Annotated in this window: 15 protein-coding genes; 9 read left to right on the top strand and 6 right to left on the bottom strand. The window is 73.4% G+C overall.

All coding sequences use genetic code 11. The features are described from left to right. Window positions 1–65: 65 nt before the first annotated feature. The 5 genes from AC5WAM_RS00585 to AC5WAM_RS00565 all read right to left on the bottom strand — a co-directional run bounded on the left by AC5WAM_RS00585 (window position 66) and on the right by AC5WAM_RS00565 (window position 5,644). Entirely contained in the window at window positions 66–1,898 is a 1,833-nt protein-coding gene (locus tag AC5WAM_RS00585) for an AGE family epimerase/isomerase (protein WP_366795528.1), read from the bottom strand. Next, window positions 1,895–2,506 (bottom strand): DJ-1/PfpI family protein, encoded by a 612-nt coding sequence (locus AC5WAM_RS00580; protein WP_366795527.1) that lies wholly within the window; start codon window positions 2,504–2,506, stop codon window positions 1,895–1,897. Before AC5WAM_RS00580 ends, AC5WAM_RS00585 begins: the two co-directional genes overlap by 4 nt. Window positions 2,507–2,583: 77 nt before the next feature. Next, a complete protein-coding gene (locus tag AC5WAM_RS00575; protein ID WP_366795526.1) occupies window positions 2,584–3,036 on the bottom strand; it encodes a nuclear transport factor 2 family protein in 453 nt (150 codons plus the stop codon). Window positions 3,037–3,139: 103 nt separating this feature from the next. After that, a complete protein-coding gene (locus tag AC5WAM_RS00570; protein WP_495521097.1) occupies window positions 3,140–4,783 on the bottom strand; it encodes a thiamine pyrophosphate-binding protein in 1,644 nt (547 codons plus the stop codon). 33 nt (window positions 4,784–4,816) lie between these two features. After that, complete coding sequence (locus AC5WAM_RS00565; protein WP_366795524.1) at window positions 4,817–5,644, bottom strand: type 1 glutamine amidotransferase domain-containing protein; 828 nt, start codon at window positions 5,642–5,644, stop codon at window positions 4,817–4,819. A 644-nt stretch (window positions 5,645–6,288) separates the two neighbouring features. Here AC5WAM_RS00565 and AC5WAM_RS00560 point away from each other — a divergent pair. The 4 genes from AC5WAM_RS00560 to AC5WAM_RS00545 all read left to right on the top strand — a co-directional run bounded on the left by AC5WAM_RS00560 (window position 6,289) and on the right by AC5WAM_RS00545 (window position 10,811). Next, the gene (locus tag AC5WAM_RS00560; protein ID WP_495521096.1) at window positions 6,289–7,563 is read left to right on the top strand and encodes an acyltransferase family protein; all 1,275 of its coding nucleotides are present in this window, start codon (window positions 6,289–6,291) and stop codon (window positions 7,561–7,563) included. 290 nt (window positions 7,564–7,853) lie between these two features. Then, entirely contained in the window at window positions 7,854–9,557 is a 1,704-nt protein-coding gene (gene treS / locus AC5WAM_RS00555; protein ID WP_495523773.1) for a maltose alpha-D-glucosyltransferase, read from the top strand. Further along, a complete protein-coding gene (locus tag AC5WAM_RS00550) occupies window positions 9,554–9,988 on the top strand; it encodes a hypothetical protein (protein WP_495521095.1) in 435 nt (144 codons plus the stop codon). The genes treS and AC5WAM_RS00550 overlap by 4 nt, the downstream gene beginning before the upstream one ends. Window positions 9,989–10,202: 214 nt before the next feature. After that, a complete protein-coding gene (locus AC5WAM_RS00545; RefSeq protein WP_366795521.1) occupies window positions 10,203–10,811 on the top strand; it encodes a DsbA family oxidoreductase in 609 nt (202 codons plus the stop codon). Between the two features lie 13 nt (window positions 10,812–10,824). On the opposite strand, the gene AC5WAM_RS00540 is transcribed toward AC5WAM_RS00545, so the two are convergent. Further along, entirely contained in the window at window positions 10,825–11,298 is a 474-nt protein-coding gene (locus AC5WAM_RS00540) for a MarR family winged helix-turn-helix transcriptional regulator (protein WP_249401525.1), read from the bottom strand. Between the two features lie 189 nt (window positions 11,299–11,487). Between AC5WAM_RS00540 and galU the strand changes: the two genes are divergently transcribed. The 5 genes from galU (at window position 11,488) to AC5WAM_RS00515 (ending at window position 17,824) form a co-directional block, all read left to right on the top strand. Next, a complete protein-coding gene (galU, locus tag AC5WAM_RS00535) occupies window positions 11,488–12,402 on the top strand; it encodes a UTP--glucose-1-phosphate uridylyltransferase GalU (RefSeq protein ID WP_366795520.1) in 915 nt (304 codons plus the stop codon). A 276-nt stretch (window positions 12,403–12,678) separates the two neighbouring features. Further along, a complete protein-coding gene (locus AC5WAM_RS00530; RefSeq protein ID WP_495521094.1) occupies window positions 12,679–13,779 on the top strand; it encodes a ParB/RepB/Spo0J family partition protein in 1,101 nt (366 codons plus the stop codon). Between the two features lie 205 nt (window positions 13,780–13,984). Beyond that, complete coding sequence (locus AC5WAM_RS00525; protein WP_366796302.1) at window positions 13,985–14,728, top strand: sigma-70 family RNA polymerase sigma factor; 744 nt, start codon at window positions 13,985–13,987, stop codon at window positions 14,726–14,728. 3 nt (window positions 14,729–14,731) lie between these two features. Then, on the top strand, window positions 14,732–15,967 hold the full coding sequence (locus tag AC5WAM_RS00520; protein WP_495521093.1) for an MFS transporter: 1,236 nt from the start codon (window positions 14,732–14,734) through the stop codon (window positions 15,965–15,967). Between the two features lie 174 nt (window positions 15,968–16,141). Beyond that, entirely contained in the window at window positions 16,142–17,824 is a 1,683-nt protein-coding gene (locus AC5WAM_RS00515; protein ID WP_495521092.1) for an FAD-binding oxidoreductase, read from the top strand. Window positions 17,825–17,979 lie beyond the last annotated feature (155 nt).

Genomic DNA, 17,979 nt, shown 5'->3' with positions numbered 1-17,979 from the left:
GCCGGCAGCGCCCGGCCACGCGGCGCACGGGCAGGAAGAAGAGGACAAGGGGCCGGGGCGGGGGGTCAGGGGCGGGCGGGGGCGGGGCGCAGGCGGACCTGGACGGTCATGCGCTGGGCGCGCCGGGGCAGGCGCACGGTCAGCTCGTCGGCGTCGAAGTCGCTGTAGGGCGCGCCGTCGATCAGGACGTGCTCGAGTTCGACGCGGCCGGGCGGCAGCAGGTCGGGGGCCACCCGCAGCAGGTTGTCGGGGAAGTCGGCGTCGGCGTGCGGCTTGAACCACAGGTCCAGCGGCTCGCCGCGCACCAGCAGCCGGGTGTAGACCTCGGCGAGGTAGCACAGTTCGGCCTTGTGGTACATGGCCATGGCGTGGCTGCCCTTGAGGCGTTCGTTGCCCAGCAGGTAGGGGATGCCGCTGGCCAGGACGGTGAAGTGGACGCCGCCCTCGTCGTGGTCGAGGAAGAAGGCGTTGTAGAAGGCGGCCGCCTCGTCCGCGTGGCGCGTGTAGGTGTCCTGGCCGGTGGCGCCGGCCAGGACCAGGTAGGCGAGGATGGCCTGCTCCTGCTGCCACCAGGTCTTGCGGTCGTGCCAGGCGAAGGCGTGCCGGCCGTCCTCGGCCTCGCGCTCCAGGACGTCGTACCAGCCCCCGCGCTGCCCGTCGCGGCCCACGGACGGCAGCACGGCGGCCAGCTGCTCGGCGAGCTGGCGGTATTCGCGTTTGGGCAGCACGGCGTGCATGCGCATCAGGTTCCACACGATCTTCAGGTTGTGGCCGACGACCGCGCGGTTCTGCTGCCAGCCCCAGTCGTGGTCGGGACTCCAGTCGGCGTGGAAGCGCTCGTTGACGAAGACGCTTTTGTCGCGGGAGCGGTCGGGCAGATGGGTGACGATCATGTCGAAGGTGTGCTCCAGCATGCGCCGGTAGCGTTCCTCGCCGGTGGCCAGGTACAGGTTGATCAGATAGGCGGGGGCGTGGTCGCCCACCGAGTTCCAGTTCTTGCGCGAGCGGTTGGGGCCCAGGCTGTCGTGGTGGGGGCTGAGGGTGACCGGGTCGATGTGGGAGAAGTAGCCGCCCAGGCGCGGGTCGTGGAAGGCGGTGTCGAAGAGCTTGACGGTCGCCTCCAGGTCCTGCTTGATGTGCGGGGCGCCGGTGACGCGGTAGGTCTGGGCCAGCCCGACCAGCGCGTAGATCTGCTCGTAGGCGGGGATGGCGCGGTAGTCGTCGCCGAACTCCGAGGCGAACAGCTTGCGTTCCACCGGCCCGGCCACGTCCACGCCGTGGTACCAGTACACGATGCCCTCGTCCGGGTCGTGGAAGCGCAGGTGCTCGTGCAGATAGCGCGAGCCGCGCTCGGCGACGTCCAGGAAGTCCTCGTTGCCGGTGAGCAGATAGGCGCTGGCCATGCCGTAGACCAGGCGGGAGAGGGTGTCGGTCTCCTGGATGTGCTGGGTGGTCTTGTGGCCGCTGCCGTGGATCTCGGTGCGGTACTCGGCGAAGTCGACGGCGCCCGCGCCGAACTGCGAGCGCCGGTAGAAGCAGGCCAGCTCCGTGAGCTGGCGCGTCCACCAGCCGCGCTGCTGCCAGGGCGGCACGGCGCCCGGCCCGCCGGCGATGACCACCCGGTCGGCCTGGTAGAACAGGCCGCTGCCCGCGGGGTAGATGGGCCCGTAGACGAACACATAGGTGCCCGGGGTGAGCAGGTCGGCCAGCTGCCCGGTGACGTCCTGGTAGGGCTCGCCGAGGTTGCGCAGGCGCTGGCCGGTGGTGGCGGCGCTCAAGTGGATCAGCACCTCGCGGCCGTCGGGGGTGGTGAGGGTGAAACGGCTGCCGAGCCGGCCGGTGACGTAGCCGGTGCTCAGGTCGGAGAAGGAGAACGGCAGCGGGGCGGGCGCGCTCATGCGGCCGCCCTCGCCGGGATGTCCAGGCGCTCGATGACGGTGCGGGCCAGCAGGTGGCAGTGCTCGACCGTGCGCGAGGTGATCAGGTCGCGGTCCACGACCAGGTCCTGGTTGAGGTAGACCGCGCCCATGTTGCGCACATCGCCGGCCACGTTGTTGTGGCAGGTCACCGGCCGGTCGCGGAGCAGCTCGGGGGCGGCCGAGAGCAGTTGCAGGCCGTGGCAGGAGAACGCCTTGAGGACACTGGGCACCCGAAAGGCGCGGCGCAGCAGTTCCAGGGCGGGCGAGATCTGCTCCACGTCCTCGCTGTAGCGCAGCCGCTCGGCGACCAGCCCGGAGGGCACGATCAGCGCCGAGTACTGCAGCAGTTCGTGGAAGTCGACCGCCTCCAGGTCGCCCTCGACGGTGAGCGGCGCCTGGTGGCCCTGGCCGGTGAAGGTGATCGACGACAGTCCCCACAGACGGGTCAGCAGCGTCACCTCGGCCCCCTCCTCGGCGAAGCGGCGCTGGTAGTAGGCGATCTCCTCCTCGACATAGCCGCTTTCCAGCAGGATGCCCAGGCGCTTGCCGGCGAGCCGGCCGGTGGGCAGGGGCTTGACGATTCCCATGTGGACGATCCCGAAGTCATAGGTGGCGTGGCAAAGACACAGAGCGGGCCCGGGCGGACATGAAGGGCCGGGCGCGGTTACAGCGGGGGCGAGCCGGGCATCGGGGCCAGCGCGGTGACGGTGTAGGTGCGGATGCGCCAGCGGGCGCCGTCGTGGGCCACCGTCCAGCGCTGGTGGGCGTCGAAGCCCAGCCAGGTGCTGCGGGCGGCGGGGGCCTGCCACACCTTGGTCTGCCAGTTCACGACGAGGTCCACCTCCGCGCAGGGGCCCGCCGCCAGGCGCACCTCCAGCGAGGTCAGGGTGTGCTCCTCGTCGAAGAAGCGGTGGGTGACGGCCTCGTACCACTGGGCCAGGCCGGTGTGGCCGTGCACCGCGCCCTCGGGCAGGTGCAGCACCACATCGTCGGTGACCAGCGCGGTCAGCACCGGCAGCGGATCGTGCCGGTCCAGCGCCCGGTACCAGTCGGTGACCAGCCGGCCGATCGCCGCGGTGGCGGTGTGCTCGGCGGGTGGGGTCCGCAGGGGGGACATGGCAAGGCTCCTTGGCTCCACGAGGACTCGCCCGCCCCCACCCCCCCCGGCAGGCCTGCGCCCACAGGGGCGGACCTGGAAAGGAGGGCGGGGGCAGACAGGGCTAGGCGGTGTTGAGGTCCACCAGGTAGGGGCCCCGGTGGGCGAGCAGGGCGCGCACGGCGCCGGGCACCTGGCCGGGCTTGTCCACCCGCCGCCCCGGCACGCCCAGGGCGCCGGCCAGGGCGGTGAAGTCGATGTCCGGCCCGGACAGGTCGAAGGCCTCGGGGTGGGCGTGCGGGGCGATGCCCAGCTCGGCCCAGTACCGCTCGATGTTGTCGTCCAGCAGCTGGTAGCGGCGGTTGTTGCAGATCACGAAAGCGGCGCCGATGCGGTAGCGGGCCGCGCTCCACAGCGCCTGGATGGTGTACATGCTCGCCCCGTCGCCGGTGAAGGCCACCACCGGCAGCTCGGGGCGGGCCAGTTTGGCGCCCAGGGCGCCGGGGATGCCCACCCCCAGCGAGCCGCCGCGGGTCTGGAAGTAGCTTCCCGCCCGCCGCGGCGGCAGGTGGCGCAGCAGCGGGGCGCAGGCGGTCAGCGCCTCGTCGAACACCACCAGGCCGGGCGGGGCCTGGGCGGCCAGCTCCCGGGTGAAGCACTCCATCAGCGACTCCGCCCCGTCCGCCCCGTCCGTCTGCCGCTCCCGCCCCTGGGCCGGGGCGGTGGCGGGCGCGGCCCTCGGCCCGCGTGCGCCCCCCGCCCGCCCCGCCAGCACGGCGAGGTGGTCGGCGAGGGCGTCCAGGGCCAGGGCGGGGTCGGCGGCAAGCCCCAGATCGACGGGAAAGTTCTTGGCGATCTCATAGGCGTCGGCGTCGATGTGCACGATCGCCGCGCCCCGGGCGAAGGGGCTTGCCAGCTCGGGGAAGACCTCGGGGAACACATAGGTGCCCACGATCAGGACCGCGTCCGCGCCGCCCACCACCCGCGCACTGTCGGCGCCGAACATGTGCCCGAGCAGGCCGCCGAACAGCGGATGGGCGGCATCGAAGTTGACCTCGGAGGAGTTCACCCCCCACACCGGCGCGCCCAGCGCCTCCGCGACGCGGGTCAGGGCCTGCTGGGCGCCGCTGGCGGCGACGCCGTCCCCCATCAGGATCAGCGGGCGGGCCCCGCCGGCCAGCAGCGCAGCCGCCCGCGCCAGGGCGGCCGGCTCGGGCACGGCACGGGTGTGCGGGATCGAGGCGGGCACCGCCGGCTCGGCGGTGGGCTGCTCCAGGACGTCGGCGGGCAGCACCACCAGGACCGGGCCGCGCGGCGGCGTCATGGCGATCTTCACCGCCCGGCGCAGCTCCCGCAGCACCGAGGAGGCGTCCAGGACCCGGGCGGCGTACTTGGTCACCGGCTGTGCGATGGCCACCAGATCGGCGGCCATCTGCGCGTCGAGCGCCGCATAGCGCACCCCGGCCTCCCCGGCCAGGACCACCAGCGGCGAACCGCCGCGCCGCGCCTGGTACAGCATGCCGATCGCGTTGCCCAGGCCCACCGCGCTGTGCAGCTGCACGACGCCGGGGCGCTGGGCGGCGCGCGCGTAGCCGTCGGCCATGGCCACCGCGACGCTCTCGTGCAGGGCCAGCACATAGCCGACCTCGCTGTCACCGGCGAGGTCCAGCAGGCCCTGCTCGACCGTGCCGGGATTGCCGAACAGATGACGCACCCCGTCGGCGGCCAGCTGCTCGAACACCGCGGCCTTGGCGGGCCTGGCGGTCATGGGCCTCTCCTCCTTCACCCTCGCCCGGAACGCTCACCAGCCGTAGCGGCGCAGGCCGTTCTCCAGGACCTCGATGAGCATCTCCCCGGCCGTCACCGAGTCCGGCGTGGAGCGCGCGGTGATGAACGGGAAGTCCACGACGACCGAGACCTCCTTGCCGACGTTGCCGTGGAAGGCGCCGTCGGGGCCGGTGGCATCGCGCAGGATGTACTCCAGCGGGTAGGGCGGCGGCCCCATGTTGAAGTCGACGCCCACGAACCCGGTGCCGTCCTTGTAGTCGTACTCCTTGGGGTGACCGGTGACGTGCTTGCCCCACAGCAGGCTGGCCCGCGTGTCCCAGTCCCGGGCGAAGGCGAGCGCGGCCACGCCGTAGCACTCGGCCAGGATCGGCTTGTCGGCCCGGGCGAAGGCCAGGACCAGCTCGTGCAGCCGCTCGTTGTTGGCCAGGTCCACGATCGGGCCGCTGCCGCCGACGATGACCAGCGCGTCGAAGCCGCCCAGCAGCTCCTGCACCGCCGCCGCCAGGTTGCTGTGGTAACTCTCCAGCTCCCGCAGGTGGTTCAGCGCGCTGTAGTACGGGCGCTCGGGGATCATCTCCGCCAGGCTCAGGGGATTGTCCAGACGGCTGGAGTCATCCAGCGCCCTCGCGCGGCGGGCCATGTCCCGCGAGGTGACCGCACGGCCCAGCGGTGGGTCGATGTACTCGGAATCGAGACTGGGCGGCAGGGCCTGCGCCCGCTTGCCGTGCGGAGTCATGAACGTGGTGCGATACCCGCGTGCGTCGAAAGCCTCGATTGGGCCCACGAGTTCCTCGCCCCAGTAGCCGTATTCGGAAAGCACGACCAGGATGCGTTTGGACACGAGGTCTCCCTGTCGTCGGATGAGATCCGTCCCCGCGAGAGAAGAAATAGCCCGGCCGATGGCCGAATTCAGGGACATTCGGAGTCAACCCGCTGTTCGCGCAAGGGGGCAATAAACGGCGGCACGCATCGGGAGACTCGGCCAACTTGCCCCAGTCGCAACGGAGTCACCAAATCCGTACGAGGGTGCGGCGAATTCACTGGTCACCTGTGAAGAGAACACCCCGCCCATTCCCGCCCCGCCCCCCCGGCCTTCCGCACACACCGCCCCCGCCCCGCCCCCGCCCCGTGATCCGCGCCGCCCCGCGCACGGCCCGGCCCGCCCGCACCCGGCGCCCCGCGCACCGCCAAGCCCGCCCGTGCGTGCCGCGCCCGCCCTGTGCACCGCACCGCACCGCCCGCCCCGCGCCTGCCGCCCCGCGCCCCGCGCACCGCCAAGCCCCGCCCCGCGCACACCGCCCCGCCGCCCGCCGAGCCCCCTCGTGCCCGCCCTGTAGCCCGCGCCGCCCCGCGCCCCGCCGGACCCCGGCGGGCGGGGGCCCCGCGCCCCGCCGCGCCCCGCCGCGCCGCCCCGGATCCGGGGCAGACCCCCTGGTGCCGCCCGGGCCGGGGGCCGCGTGCCGTGATCGCCCAGGAGTGTTTCGCATGGCCGCCGCCGTCGCTGTCGTCCGCCCGCACCGCCTGCCCTCCCTGACCGGCATGCGCTTCGCCGCCGCCGCCTCGGTGTTCGCCTTCCACGCCTCCTTCGCGGGCTTCTTCGCCGACGCGGGCACCCAGCACCGCCTGGCCGAGGCGCTGTCCAAGGCGGGCTGGGTGGGGGTGTCGTTCTTCTTCGTGCTCAGCGGCTTCGTGCTGACCTGGTCGGCCCGGCCCGCCGAGCGCGCGCACCGCTTCTGGCGGCGCCGCCTCGCCAAGATCTACCCCAGCCATCTGGTGACCGCCCTGGCCGCCTTCGTCCTGCTCGCCGCCACCGCAGCGGCCCCCGGCCCCGGCGCGGTGGCGGCCAACGTGACGCTGCTGCAGTCGTTCTTCCCCCAGCCGCACCTGTACGTCAGCGGCAACCCGGTCAGCTGGTCGCTCTCCTGCGAGCTGCTGTTCTACCTGGCCTTCCCGCTGCTGTGGCGGGCCCTGCGCGCCCTGCCCGCCCGCGCCCTGGCGCCGCTGGCCGCGGGCCTGGCGGCGGTGGTGATGGCCCTGCCCGCCGCCGTCGCGCTGCTGCCCGCCACCCCGGCCCTGGTGCTGCCCGACGGCACCACCGGCCAGTGGCAGTACTGGCTGCTGTACGTCTTCCCGCCGGTGCGCGCGGCGGAGTTCGCGCTGGGCATGGTCGTGGCCCGGATCGTGCGCGAGGGCCGCTGGAGGGGCCCGCGCCCGCTGCCCGCGGCCCTGCTGCTGGGCGCCGGCTATGTGCTGGCCACCCGGCTGCCCTACCTGGCCGGGCTGGTGGCCGCCACCGTCGTGCCGATCGCCCTGCTGATCGGCGCCCTGGCCCACGCCGATGCCACCGGGCGCCCCACCCCCCTGGCCCGGCCCGTGTGGGTCCGCCTGGGCGGGCTGTCCTTCGCGCTGTACCTGGTGCACCGCCTGGTCCTCATCCACGGCCACCAGGCGCTGGGGCGGCGCGCGTTCAGCACCCCGGCCGCCCTGCTCGTCCTGGCCGCCGCCTTCACGGTGAGCCTGCTCCTTGCCGCACTGCTCCACCACGCGGTGGAAAAACCCGCGATGCGCCTGCTCGCGGCCTCCGCTGAAAGCCGCGAAAGCGCACCGGCAATTCCCGCGGAGATTAGGCGACTTGGGCAACTTGCCGGGATGAAAGGCCATTCCTTGCCCGCGCCGGAAGGCCTCAGAATGCTGAAACCCTTGCCAGGTCAACGACGACCGCCCAAGGGGGTGGACGATGAGCGGCCCCGCCGCCCCTGACCGCACCCCTGGCACCGGCCCCGCCGCACGCCGCACCCCGGCACCCGGCCCCCGCAACCCCCGCACCGCCGCGGCCTGCGGCCCCCGCCGGGCCCCCGCCGTGCCGCCCCACCCCCCGCCCGCCCGCCACCGCCCCGCGTACACGAGGTGAAAGACAGCGGCGGGCGCGCGGCACCCCCGCTCAGCGACGCCCCCTCGAACCGCCCGGAGCACTCCGGGACCCGCATCGTCACCTGGAGGAACCCTTGAGCACCGACCAGGCCGAAGCCACCACCGCCCGGCGCGCGCCCGTGCCCGTCACCCCGTCCACCAAAGCGGTGACCGACCCCCCCGACTGGTACAAGCGGGCGGTGTTCTACGAGGTGCTGGTGCGCTCCTTCAAGGACAGCGACGGCGACGGCGTCGGCGACCTGAAGGGACTGACCTCCCAGCTGGACTATCTGCAGTGGCTGGGCGTGGACTGCCTGTGGCTGCCGCCGTTCTTCAAGTCGCCGCTGCGCGACGGCGGCTACGACGTGTCCGACTACCGCGCGGTGCAGCCCGAGTTCGGCACCCTGGAGGACTTCCGCGCCCTGCTGGAGGCCGCCCACGCCCGCGGCCTGCGCATCATCACCGACTTCGTGATGAACCACACCAGCGACCAGCACGCCTGGTTCAAGGCCTCGCGCGCCGACCCCGAGGGCCCCTACGGCGACTACTACGTGTGGGCCGACGACGACGAGAAGTACCCCGACGCCCGCATCATCTTCGTCGACACCGAAACCTCCAACTGGACCTTCGACCCGGTGCGCAAGCAGTACTACTGGCACCGCTTCTTCTCCCACCAGCCCGACCTGAACTTCGACAACCCGGCCGTCCAGGACGAGATCATCTCCGCCCTCAGATTCTGGCTCGACCTGGGCATCGACGGCTTCCGCCTGGACGCCGTGCCCTACCTGTACGCGGCCGAGGGCACCAACTGCGAGAACCTGCCCGCCACCCACGCCTTCCTCAAGCGGGTGCGCGAGGTCATCGACACCCACTACCCCGGCCGCATCCTGCTGGCCGAGGCCAACCAGTGGCCCGAGGACGTCGTGGACTACTTCGGCGACTACGAACGCGGCGGCGACGAATGCCACATGGCCTTCCACTTCCCGCTCATGCCGCGCCTGTTCATGGCCGTGCGCAAGGAGTCGAAGTTCCCCGTCTCGGAGATCCTCGCCAAGACCCCCAAACTGCCCGCCGCCTGCCAGTGGGGCCTGTTCCTGCGCAACCACGACGAGCTGACCCTGGAGACGGTCACCGACGAGGAACGCGACTACATGTACGCGGAGTACGCCAAGGACCCGCGCATGCGCGCCAACATCGGCATCCGCCGGCGCCTCGCGCCCCTGCTGGAGAACGACCGCGACCAGATCGAGCTGTTCACCGCGCTCCTGCTGTCCCTGCCCGGCTCGCCGATCCTCTACTACGGCGACGAGATCGGCATGGGCGACAACATCTGGCTGGGCGACCGCGACGCGGTGCGCACCCCCATGCAGTGGACGCCCGACCGCAACGCCGGGTTCTCCGACGGCGACCCGGCCAGCCTGACCCTGCCCACCAACCTGGGCCCCGTCTACGGCTACCCGGCCGTCAACGTGGAGAGCCAGCGCGACAACCGCGCCTCCCTGCTGCGCTGGACGCGCCGCATGCTGGCCGCCCGGCGCCGCCACCACAAGGCCTTCGGCCTGGGCGACTTCGAGGAGATACCCACCTCCAACGCCGCGGTCCTGGCCTATGTGCGCCGCCACTTCGACGAGGACGGCCACCCCACCGAGATGCTGTGCGTCAACAACCTCTCGCGCCACCCCCAGCCGGTCGAACTCGACCTGCGCGCCTACAACGGCGTCATCCCGGTGGAGGTCACCGGCCAGACCACCTTCCCCGCGATCGGCCCGCGCCCCTACCAGCTGAGCCTGACCGGCCACAGCTTCTACTGGTTCTGCGTGTGCCGCCACGGAGCGACCCGGTGACCTGCACCGCCCTGGCCATCCCCTTCGACCGCCTGGAACGCGCCCTGGCCGCCTGGCTGCCCGCCCGCTCGCCCGCCCGCTCGCCCCGGCGGGCCCGGCCCGGCCCGCCCGGGCAGGCGCTGGAGCGCGTGAGCATCCAGGAGCTCGCCCTGGCCGCGCCCGGCCCCCGGCCCGCCGGGCAGGCCCTGGGCCTGCTCCTTGGCCTGCGCACCCACCACGCTGACGGCACCACCGGCACCTGCCGGCTGGCCATCGCCATCCACCCCCTGAGCGACCTCACCGACCTCACCGAGACCGAGGCCGAGGCCGCGGGCGCGGTCCCGCGCCTGATCGCCGTCCTCGACGACGTCGTCATCTGCCAGCCCCCCGCCCCGGCAGCCCCGGGCGTCCCGGCCGCGCTCTGCCGTGCCGGAGACCACCCCCTGCCCTGATATCCCCCCCGCCCCTGCCCCCTGCGACAACAGCCTCCCGCCACACCGCACTTGTCTCGCCCCGCCCCGCGGCACCGGCCCCTCTTCCTGCCTTCGGTGCCGGGCCGCGGGCCCAGGCACCCGGCGCCGGCCTTTCCGCGGGCGGCACCGCAGCCCGCGGCGCCGCCCCGCAAACCGCGCCCCTCCTGCTTTTGTTTTTGTGTAAGGAGTCCTGATGTCCCTCACCATCGACGTCTGGTTCGACTATCTGTGCCCCTTCTCCGTCATGACGGGCAAAGTGATCGCCGACACCGGCCTCGCCCAGGACCACGCCGTGCGCTGGCGCCCCTACGAACTGCACCCCGGGGGCATACCGGCCGGCGGCAAGAAGGACTATCCGCAAGGCGTCTGGGAGAATTCCGTGGTGCCCATGGCCGACCGGCTCGGCGTGCCCTTCACCACCGCCCCCTCCGGGCCGCTGCCGCGCACCGACCTGGCCATGCACGGGCACACCTTCGCCTGGCGCCACGGCGCCGGACACGCCTACGACACGGCCGTCTTCGACGCCTACTTCCACCACGACCAGGACATCGCCGACCTGGACACCCTGGCCGACCTGGCCGGCCAGAGCGGCCTGGACCGCAGGCGGTTCACCTCCTGGACCGCCTCCCCGGAGGCGGCCGAACACCACCGCGCCAGCCAGGAGGAGGCCCGGCGCACCCACCGCATCCACACCGTGCCGACCCTGGTCATCGGCTCCTGGCGCACCGAAGGCGTCCCCGACGCCGCCCGCCTGCTGCGCGCCGTGCACACCCTGCACGCCCGCAGCCGCGTACCGGCCTGAGCACCCTGATGTCCTACTCGGGGGCCTCAAGGACCTCGGCGGCCTGGGCCAGCAGCGCCGACAGCGCGTCCACCGCGCCCGGCGGCAGCAGCGCCAGGCGGCGCTCCTGCACGGCCGCGACCCCGTCCTGGATCCGCGAGGTGATCAGCAGGCCCTCCTCGGTCAGCTGGGCCCAGGCGCTGCGCCCGTCGGCCAGGTCGGCCTCGCGCACCACATAGCCCGACTCCGACATCCGGCGCAGCACATTGCTGGTGCCGCCCGAGGAGAGCCGGCAGCGCGCCGCCAGCTCGGTGGGCTTGAGCCGCAGCTCACCGCCCGCGCCGCGCAGCGCGGCCAGCACGTCGTAGTCCGCCCGGGTCAGCCCGTGCTGGGCCACCCTGCTGTTGGTGGTGGCATCCAGCGCGGCACACAGCCGCGCCGCGAGCTGCGCCAGCTCCATGGAGGGCACCTGCTGCCCGCCGCGCCGCCCGGCCGTCTCAGCCCTCACGTCGTACCCGCTCCCGCACTCGGTGCCGCCCGCCCGCCGTGGGCGGCCGCCGGAATTCCCCGTCAGCAGCGCAGTCTAGACGGGAGGGGAGAACACCCACCACAACAGTGCCCCGCACAATTGCCGAAGTCGCCCTTGCGCGCCCCCTATTGCTTCCACGCCCGGTAACACGCCCCTAGCGTGAATCCCATGAATGTCGCGTCTGTCGGTATTACCAAGGCAGTTGTTCCCGTCGCGGGCCTGGGCACCCGATTCCTCCCGGCGACCAAGGCCACGCCCAAGGAAATGCTTCCGGTCGTGGACAAACCCGCTATCCAATACGTCGTCGAGGAAGCGGTGTCCGCAGGAATGTCCGACATCCTCATGGTGACCGGGCGCAACAAGCGGCCGCTGGAGGACCACTTCGACCGCAATCACGAACTGGAGGAGACCCTGCGCCGCAAGGGCGACGCCGACCGCCTCCAGCGGGTCAGCGCCCCCACGGACCTCGCCGACATCCACTACATCCGCCAGGGCGACCCGCGCGGCCTGGGCCACGCCGTGCTGTGCGCGGCCCGCCACGTGGGCGCCGAGCCCTTCGCGGTGCTCCTGGGCGATGACCTCATCGACCCGCGCGACCCGCTGCTCGCCCAGATGGCCCAGATCCAGGCCCAGCACGGCGGCAGCGTGGTGGCCCTGATGGAGGTCGACCCCGCCCAGACCCACCTGTACGGCTGCGCCCGCCTGCGCCCCGGCGCCGGCGGCGACGTGGTGGCCATCGCCGACCTGGTGGAAAAGCCCGAGCCGGGCACCGCCCCCAGCAACTACGCGGTCATCGGCCGCTACGTCCTGGCCCCGGAGATCTTCCAGGCACTGCGCACCACCGCCCCGGGCCGCGGCGGCGAGATCCAGCTCACCGACGCGCTGCGCACCCTGGCCGCGACCGCGTCGGCCGGGCCGGTGCACGGCGTGGTCTTCCGCGGCCGGCGCTACGACACCGGCGACCGCGCGGACTACCTGCGCGCCACCGTGCGCCTGGCCTGGGAGCGCGAGGACCTGGGCCCGGAATTCCGCTCCTGGCTGCGCGACTTCGTGGCGCAGCACTCACTGGCCTCCGCGGCCTGACCCCGCCGCGCCAGGCCGGGCCCCGGCCGCACACCGGGAGCCGCCCCGCCCGGGGTGTGCAACCGCGGAAACTCCCCGGTTGCACACCCCGGCCCCGCCCGGGCCGCGGGACTTGCCCAGGTCGCGCCGCGGCGCCCGCGGGCGGCGGAGAAACCGAACGACAGCTATGTACGGTCGGGGGGTGCTGGACGGGGCATCCCCCGCGCCAGCGGCGGGCCGCCTCGCGCGCACCGCCGACGCCGGTTTCGACCCCCTTGTGGAGGAGGTGCACCGAGCATGGGCGTCAACCCCCCAGAACACCCCGGCTTCCCGCACCGGTCAAACCTGCTGGAGCCGCCGGGCCCGCCCGGCACGGCGGCCCCCGGTGTCGAGGCGGCCCTGGACCGGTCGGTGCACCAGGTGCCCATCGGCATCCTGCGCCCGGCCGACTCACCGCGCATCGGGGAGAACCTCCAGCACGCGCGGACCCTGGGCGCCTGCGGCGCGGTGCTGCCGCCGATCCTGGTGCACCGCGAGACGATGCGGGTCATCGACGGCATGCACCGGCTGCGCGCGGCGCTGATGCAGCAGCGCGACCTGGTGGAGGTCACCTACTTCGACGGCAGCACCGAAGACGCCTTCGTCCTCGCCGTGGAGAGCAACATCGCCCACGGCATGCCGCTGACCCTGGCCGAACGCGCCGCGGCCGCCGCCCGCATCATCATCACCCACGCCCAGTGGTCGGACCGGGCCATCGCCGCGGTCGCGGGCCTGGACCCCAAAACGGTCGCCGCCCTGCGCCGCCGCGGCATGCCGCCCGAGGCGGCCCCCGCGGTGCGCGTGGGCCAGGACGGCAAGTTCCGCCCCGTGGACCCGGTGGCCGGACGCCGCGCGGCCAGCCGGCTCATCAGCGCCGAACCGCAGGCCTCGCTGCGCCACATCGCGCGCCGCGCGGGCGTCTCCCCGGGCACCGTGCGCGATGTGCGCGCCCGCCTCGAGCGCGGCGAGGACCCCCTGCCCCCGGCCCTGCGCCCCCCCGACCCCGCCCCCGCACCGGCCCCCGAACCTGCCCCCGGCCCGGTCCGCCCGGCGCCCGGCGGGCGCGAACGGGCCGCGCCCACGCCGCAGGACCGCCCGGCACCCGCGGCGCGCACCACGGGCCAGGGGCCGGGCCTGGAGCGGGTCTTCACCAGCCTGTGCAAGGACCCCTCGCTGCGCCAGAGCGAGACGGGACGGCTGCTGCTGCGCCTGCTGGAGATGCATCTGCCCGCCCAGTTCAGACGCATCACCGCCTCCGTGCCCTCCTACCGGGCGGGCATGGTCGCGGCCGCCGCCGCCGAATGCGCCAGAGCCTGGCAGCACTTCGCCGACACCATCGAGCACGGCCACCCCCAGTAGCAGCCCCCGGCCCGCCCGCCCGCCTCCGGACGCGGGGGAGCAGCACCGCGGGGCAGCGCCCGCCGCGGGGACACCAGACCGGCGGTGCGTCCTGAGTCTCCCCCGCCGGGGACGCACCGCCCCTCCCGCTCTTCTTCCGCCCGCTCCGCACCCTCCTGTTCGTCCCGCACTCGCCCCTTTGCCCCCGTACCGAAGGAAACGCCCCATGGAACCGCAGCCCGCGGCCGCCGCGGCCCGCAGCGGCACCAGCACCCTGTCCAGCCCGACCCGCCCCGCGGCGCCGGAGGGCCCCTGGCATGCGGTGCGGGCGGCGAAGGCCCCGCCCGGCCCCGGCCCAGGGCCCGCCCTGCCGGGGCCGGAGACGGCCGAGCAGCGCACGGCCCGCTTCGAACGCGACGCGCTGGCCCACCGGGCCCGCCTGTACGCCTACGCGCTGCGGCTGACCCGCAACCGGGCCGACGCCGAGGACCTGGTGCAGGAGACGTACACCCGCGCCTACCGCGGGTTCCACCAGTTCCGCCCCGGCACCAGCCTGGGGGCCTGGCTGTCGCGCATCCTGACCAACGCCTTCCTCACCTCCTACCGGCGCCAGAAGAGCAGGCCGCACTTCGCGCCGGTGCCCGACATCGAGGACTGGCAGCAGGCGGGCGCCGCCTCCCACACCTCCGCCGGGCTCGCCTCGGTGGAGGCCCAGGTCGTCGACCGCATCCCCGACGCGGCGATCAGCCAGGCCATGCGCTCCCTGCCCGCCGCGCTGCGCATCGTGGTCTACCTCGCCGATGTCGAGGGCCTGCGCTACGAGGAGATCGCCACGGCCGTCGGCATCCCCTCCGGCACCGTCAACTCCCGGCTGCACCGCGGCCGCAGACGCCTGCGGGCCCTGCTCGAGGACCACCCGGGACGCGGTGTGCGCACCCACACCTGGCACCACCACGACAAGGAGAGTTAGAAGATGCCCATCGCCCTTCTGGCGCTGGCTTTAGGCGCCTTCGGCATCGGCACCACGGAGTTCGTGATCGTGGGCCTGCTGGAGGAGGTCGCCGACGATCTCAGCGTCTCGATCCCCTCCGCCGGCCTGCTGGTGACCGGCTACGCGCTCGGTGTGGTCGTCGGGGCCCCGCTGATGACCGCCGCCGGGACCCGGCTGCCGCGCAAGACCATGCTGGCCGTGCTGATGGCCGTGTTCATCCTGGGCAACCTGCTGTGCGCGGTCGCCGGCAGCTACGCCCTGCTGATGACGGGCCGTCTGGTGGCCGCCCTGACCCACGGCGCGTTCTTCGGCATCGGCTCGGTGGTCGCCGCCAACCTGGTCGCGCCCGAACGCAAGGCCCGCGCGATCTCCCTGATGTTCATCGGCCTGACCGTCGCCAACGTCCTGGGCGTGCCGATGGGCACCTTCCTGGGCCAGCACTTCGGCTGGCGCTCCACCTTCTGGGTGGTCACCGGCCTGGGCGTGGTGGGCCTGCTGGGCATCCTGGCCCTGGTGCCGCCCCAGCCGCGCGAGGACTCCGGCGGGCTGCGCAGCGAACTCGCCGTCTTCCGCCGCGGCCAGGTGTGGCTGGCCCTGGCGGTCACCGCGCTCGGCTTCGGCGCGGTCTTCGCCTCCTTCACCTACATCGCCCCGATGATGACCAAGGTCGCCGGGTTCTCCGACGGCGCGGTCAGCTGGCTGCTCGTCATCTTCGGAGTCGGCCTGTGCGCGGGCAACGTGCTCGGCGGCCGCCTGGCCGACCGCGCCCTGATGCGCACCCTGTCGATCGCCCTTGCCGCCCTCAGCGCCGTCCTGGTGATCTTCGTGTTCACCGCGCACGCACAGGTGCCCGCGGCCATCACCCTGGGCCTGTTCGGCGCCGCGGGCTTCGCCACCGTGCCCGCGCTGCAGATGCGGGTGCTGCAGAAGGCCGAGGGCGCCCCGGCACTCGCCTCGGCGGCCAACATCGCCGCCTTCAACCTGGGCAACGCCGTGGGCGCCTGGCTGGGCGGCTTCGCCATCGACCACGACCTGGGCTACACCGCGCCGAACTGGATCGGCGCGCTCCTGGCCGGCGGCGCGCTGGCGGTGGCCGCGTACTCGGTGCGCCTGGACCGCCGCGGCCGCGGACGCTCCCCGGACGGCGGTCCCGCCGCCGAGGCCGGTGACACCCAGCCGCAGGAGACGGGCACGGCCCCCGCCCAGGCCCCCGCCTGACCACCCCCCTCTTACCGACCCCCTCCCACCCTCTTCCAGCCCCTTCAACCCCCTTGTTCCGCCGCCCCCTTGGGGCGAAGTGCTCCGGCCCGGCATCCGCCGGGCCGGTCCGCTCCCGGGCCCCGCCTGTGGCGCGGGCTTGTGACGAGCTGTCGAAAGACGAGGTAGCTGACGATGAACGATGTCGATCGCCGCACGCTCATAGGGCGCGGCGCCGCGGTCGCGGGGGCCGCGGTCGCCGCCACAGCCGGTGCCCCCGCCCTGCTGAGCACCCCCGCCGCCGCGGCCCCGGCCGCGCGTGCGCCGCGGGCGGCCGGGGCCCTCATCGGCCCCGACGACCCCCGCTACCCGCTGCTGACCACCGGCAACAACCAGCGGTTCGTGGCCAGACCCGACTACATCAAATTGATCACATCGGCGGCGGACGCCGAAGCAGCCCTGGAGCAGGCCGTCAAGGACGGCAAGCGGATCTCGGTGCGCAGCGGCGGCCACTGCTTCGCCGACTTCGCCGCCCACCCCGACACCCAGGTCATCCTGGACTTCTCCCCGATGACGGCCGTCGGCTACGACGAGCGGATGCGGGCCTTCACCGTCGAGCCCGGCGCCCGCCTGCTCAATGTCTACGAAACCCTCTACAAGGGCTGGGGCGTGGCCGTGCCCGGCGGCATCTGCTACAGCGTCGGCGCCGGCGGGCACATCAGCGGCGGCGGCTACGGCCTGCTCTCGCGCGCCCACGGCCTGGTCTCCGACCACCTGTACGCGGTCGAGGTCGTCGTCGTCGACGCCAAGGGCAAGGCCCGCACCGTGCTGGCCACCCGCGAGAAGGACGACCCCCACCGGGAGCTGTGGTGGGCCCACACCGGGGGCGGCGGCGGCAACTTCGGCCTCATCACCCGCTACTACTTCCGCTCGCCCCAGGCCCACGGCAGCGACCCGGCCGACCAGCTGCTCAGGCCGCCCTCCACCGTCCTGGTCAGCGCCATCGACCTGCCCTGGGAGCAGCTGAACGAGGCCCGCTTCACCCGGCTGCTGAAGAACTGGGGCGCCTGGCACGAGGAGCACAGCGCCCCCACCTCCCCCTACCGGCACCTGAGCAGCCTGTTCAACGTCAGCGCCAAGGCCCACGGCAGCCTGGGCATGTTCACCCAGGTCGACGCGGGCGTCGAGGGCGCCGAAGGACTGCTGCAGTCCTTCCTGGACGCGGTCCTGGCCGGCACCGGCCTGCGCCCGGGAACCCTGGCCCGGGGCAACGGCGAACTGCCCGCCATGCCCGGCCTGCACACCCCCCGGCGCATGCCCTGGCTGCAGGCCACCCGCCTGGTCGGCACCGACAACCCCACCATCACCAACCCCACCTCGCGCGGCGCCCACAAGTCCGGCTACATGCGCAAGAACTTCACCGACCACCAGGTCGCCGCCCTGTACAAGCACATGACCCGCGCCGACTTCCACAACCCCGACACCATGCTGGTGCTGTTCTCCTTCGGCGGCCAGGTCAACGCCCTGGCCCCGGACGCCACCGCCAACGCCCAGCGCAGCTCGGTGTTCAAGATGTGCTTCCAGACCTTCTGGGCCGAGAAGAAGGACGACGACTTCTACCTGGGCTGGGTGCGCGAGCTGTACGAGGACTTCTTCGCCAGGACCGGGGGAGTGCCCGTCCTGGACGACCGCACCGACGGCTGCTACATCAACTACCCCGACCGGGACGTGGCCGACCCCAAGCACAACACCTCCGGCGTGCCCTGGCAGCGGCTCTACTACAAGGACAACTACCCGCGTCTGCAGCAGGTCAAGAAGCGCTACGACCCCGCCGACGTCTTCCGCCACTCCCTGTCGGTGGAACTGCCCCGCCGCTAGGGACCGCCCCGCCCCCGCCCCCTCTTCGGGGCCCCTTCCCCCCAGGGGCGGGGGCCACCCGCGCCGGGCGCGCCGCCGCACCCCCGCGGACCGCGCGCCCGGCGTCGTGCTGCCACCCCGCCCCCCCCGGGGGGCGCAACCTCCCTGTGCCGGGC

The organism is Streptomyces sp. JLYT201 (assembly GCF_059448825.1).
Note: the sequence above shows the minus strand (reverse complement) of the source record. Positions and strands in the feature narration are given on the sequence as shown.

Coding starts and splice junctions, on each gene's coding strand:
- AC5WAM_RS00545 (WP_366795521.1), top strand. CDS start 10,203: ATGTCCCTCACCATCGACGTCTGGTTCGACTATCTGTGCCCCTTCTCC.
- AC5WAM_RS00575 (WP_366795526.1), bottom strand. CDS start 3,036: ATGTCCCCCCTGCGGACCCCACCCGCCGAGCACACCGCCACCGCGGCG.
- AC5WAM_RS00580 (WP_366795527.1), bottom strand. CDS start 2,506: ATGGGAATCGTCAAGCCCCTGCCCACCGGCCGGCTCGCCGGCAAGCGC.
- galU (WP_366795520.1), top strand. CDS start 11,488: ATGAATGTCGCGTCTGTCGGTATTACCAAGGCAGTTGTTCCCGTCGCG.
- AC5WAM_RS00560 (WP_495521096.1), top strand. CDS start 6,289: ATGGCCGCCGCCGTCGCTGTCGTCCGCCCGCACCGCCTGCCCTCCCTG.
- AC5WAM_RS00570 (WP_495521097.1), bottom strand. CDS start 4,783: ATGACCGCCAGGCCCGCCAAGGCCGCGGTGTTCGAGCAGCTGGCCGCC.
- AC5WAM_RS00525 (WP_366796302.1), top strand. CDS start 13,985: ATGGAACCGCAGCCCGCGGCCGCCGCGGCCCGCAGCGGCACCAGCACC.
- AC5WAM_RS00530 (WP_495521094.1), top strand. CDS start 12,679: ATGGGCGTCAACCCCCCAGAACACCCCGGCTTCCCGCACCGGTCAAAC.
- AC5WAM_RS00520 (WP_495521093.1), top strand. CDS start 14,732: ATGCCCATCGCCCTTCTGGCGCTGGCTTTAGGCGCCTTCGGCATCGGC.
- AC5WAM_RS00585 (WP_366795528.1), bottom strand. CDS start 1,898: ATGAGCGCGCCCGCCCCGCTGCCGTTCTCCTTCTCCGACCTGAGCACC.
- AC5WAM_RS00515 (WP_495521092.1), top strand. CDS start 16,142: ATGAACGATGTCGATCGCCGCACGCTCATAGGGCGCGGCGCCGCGGTC.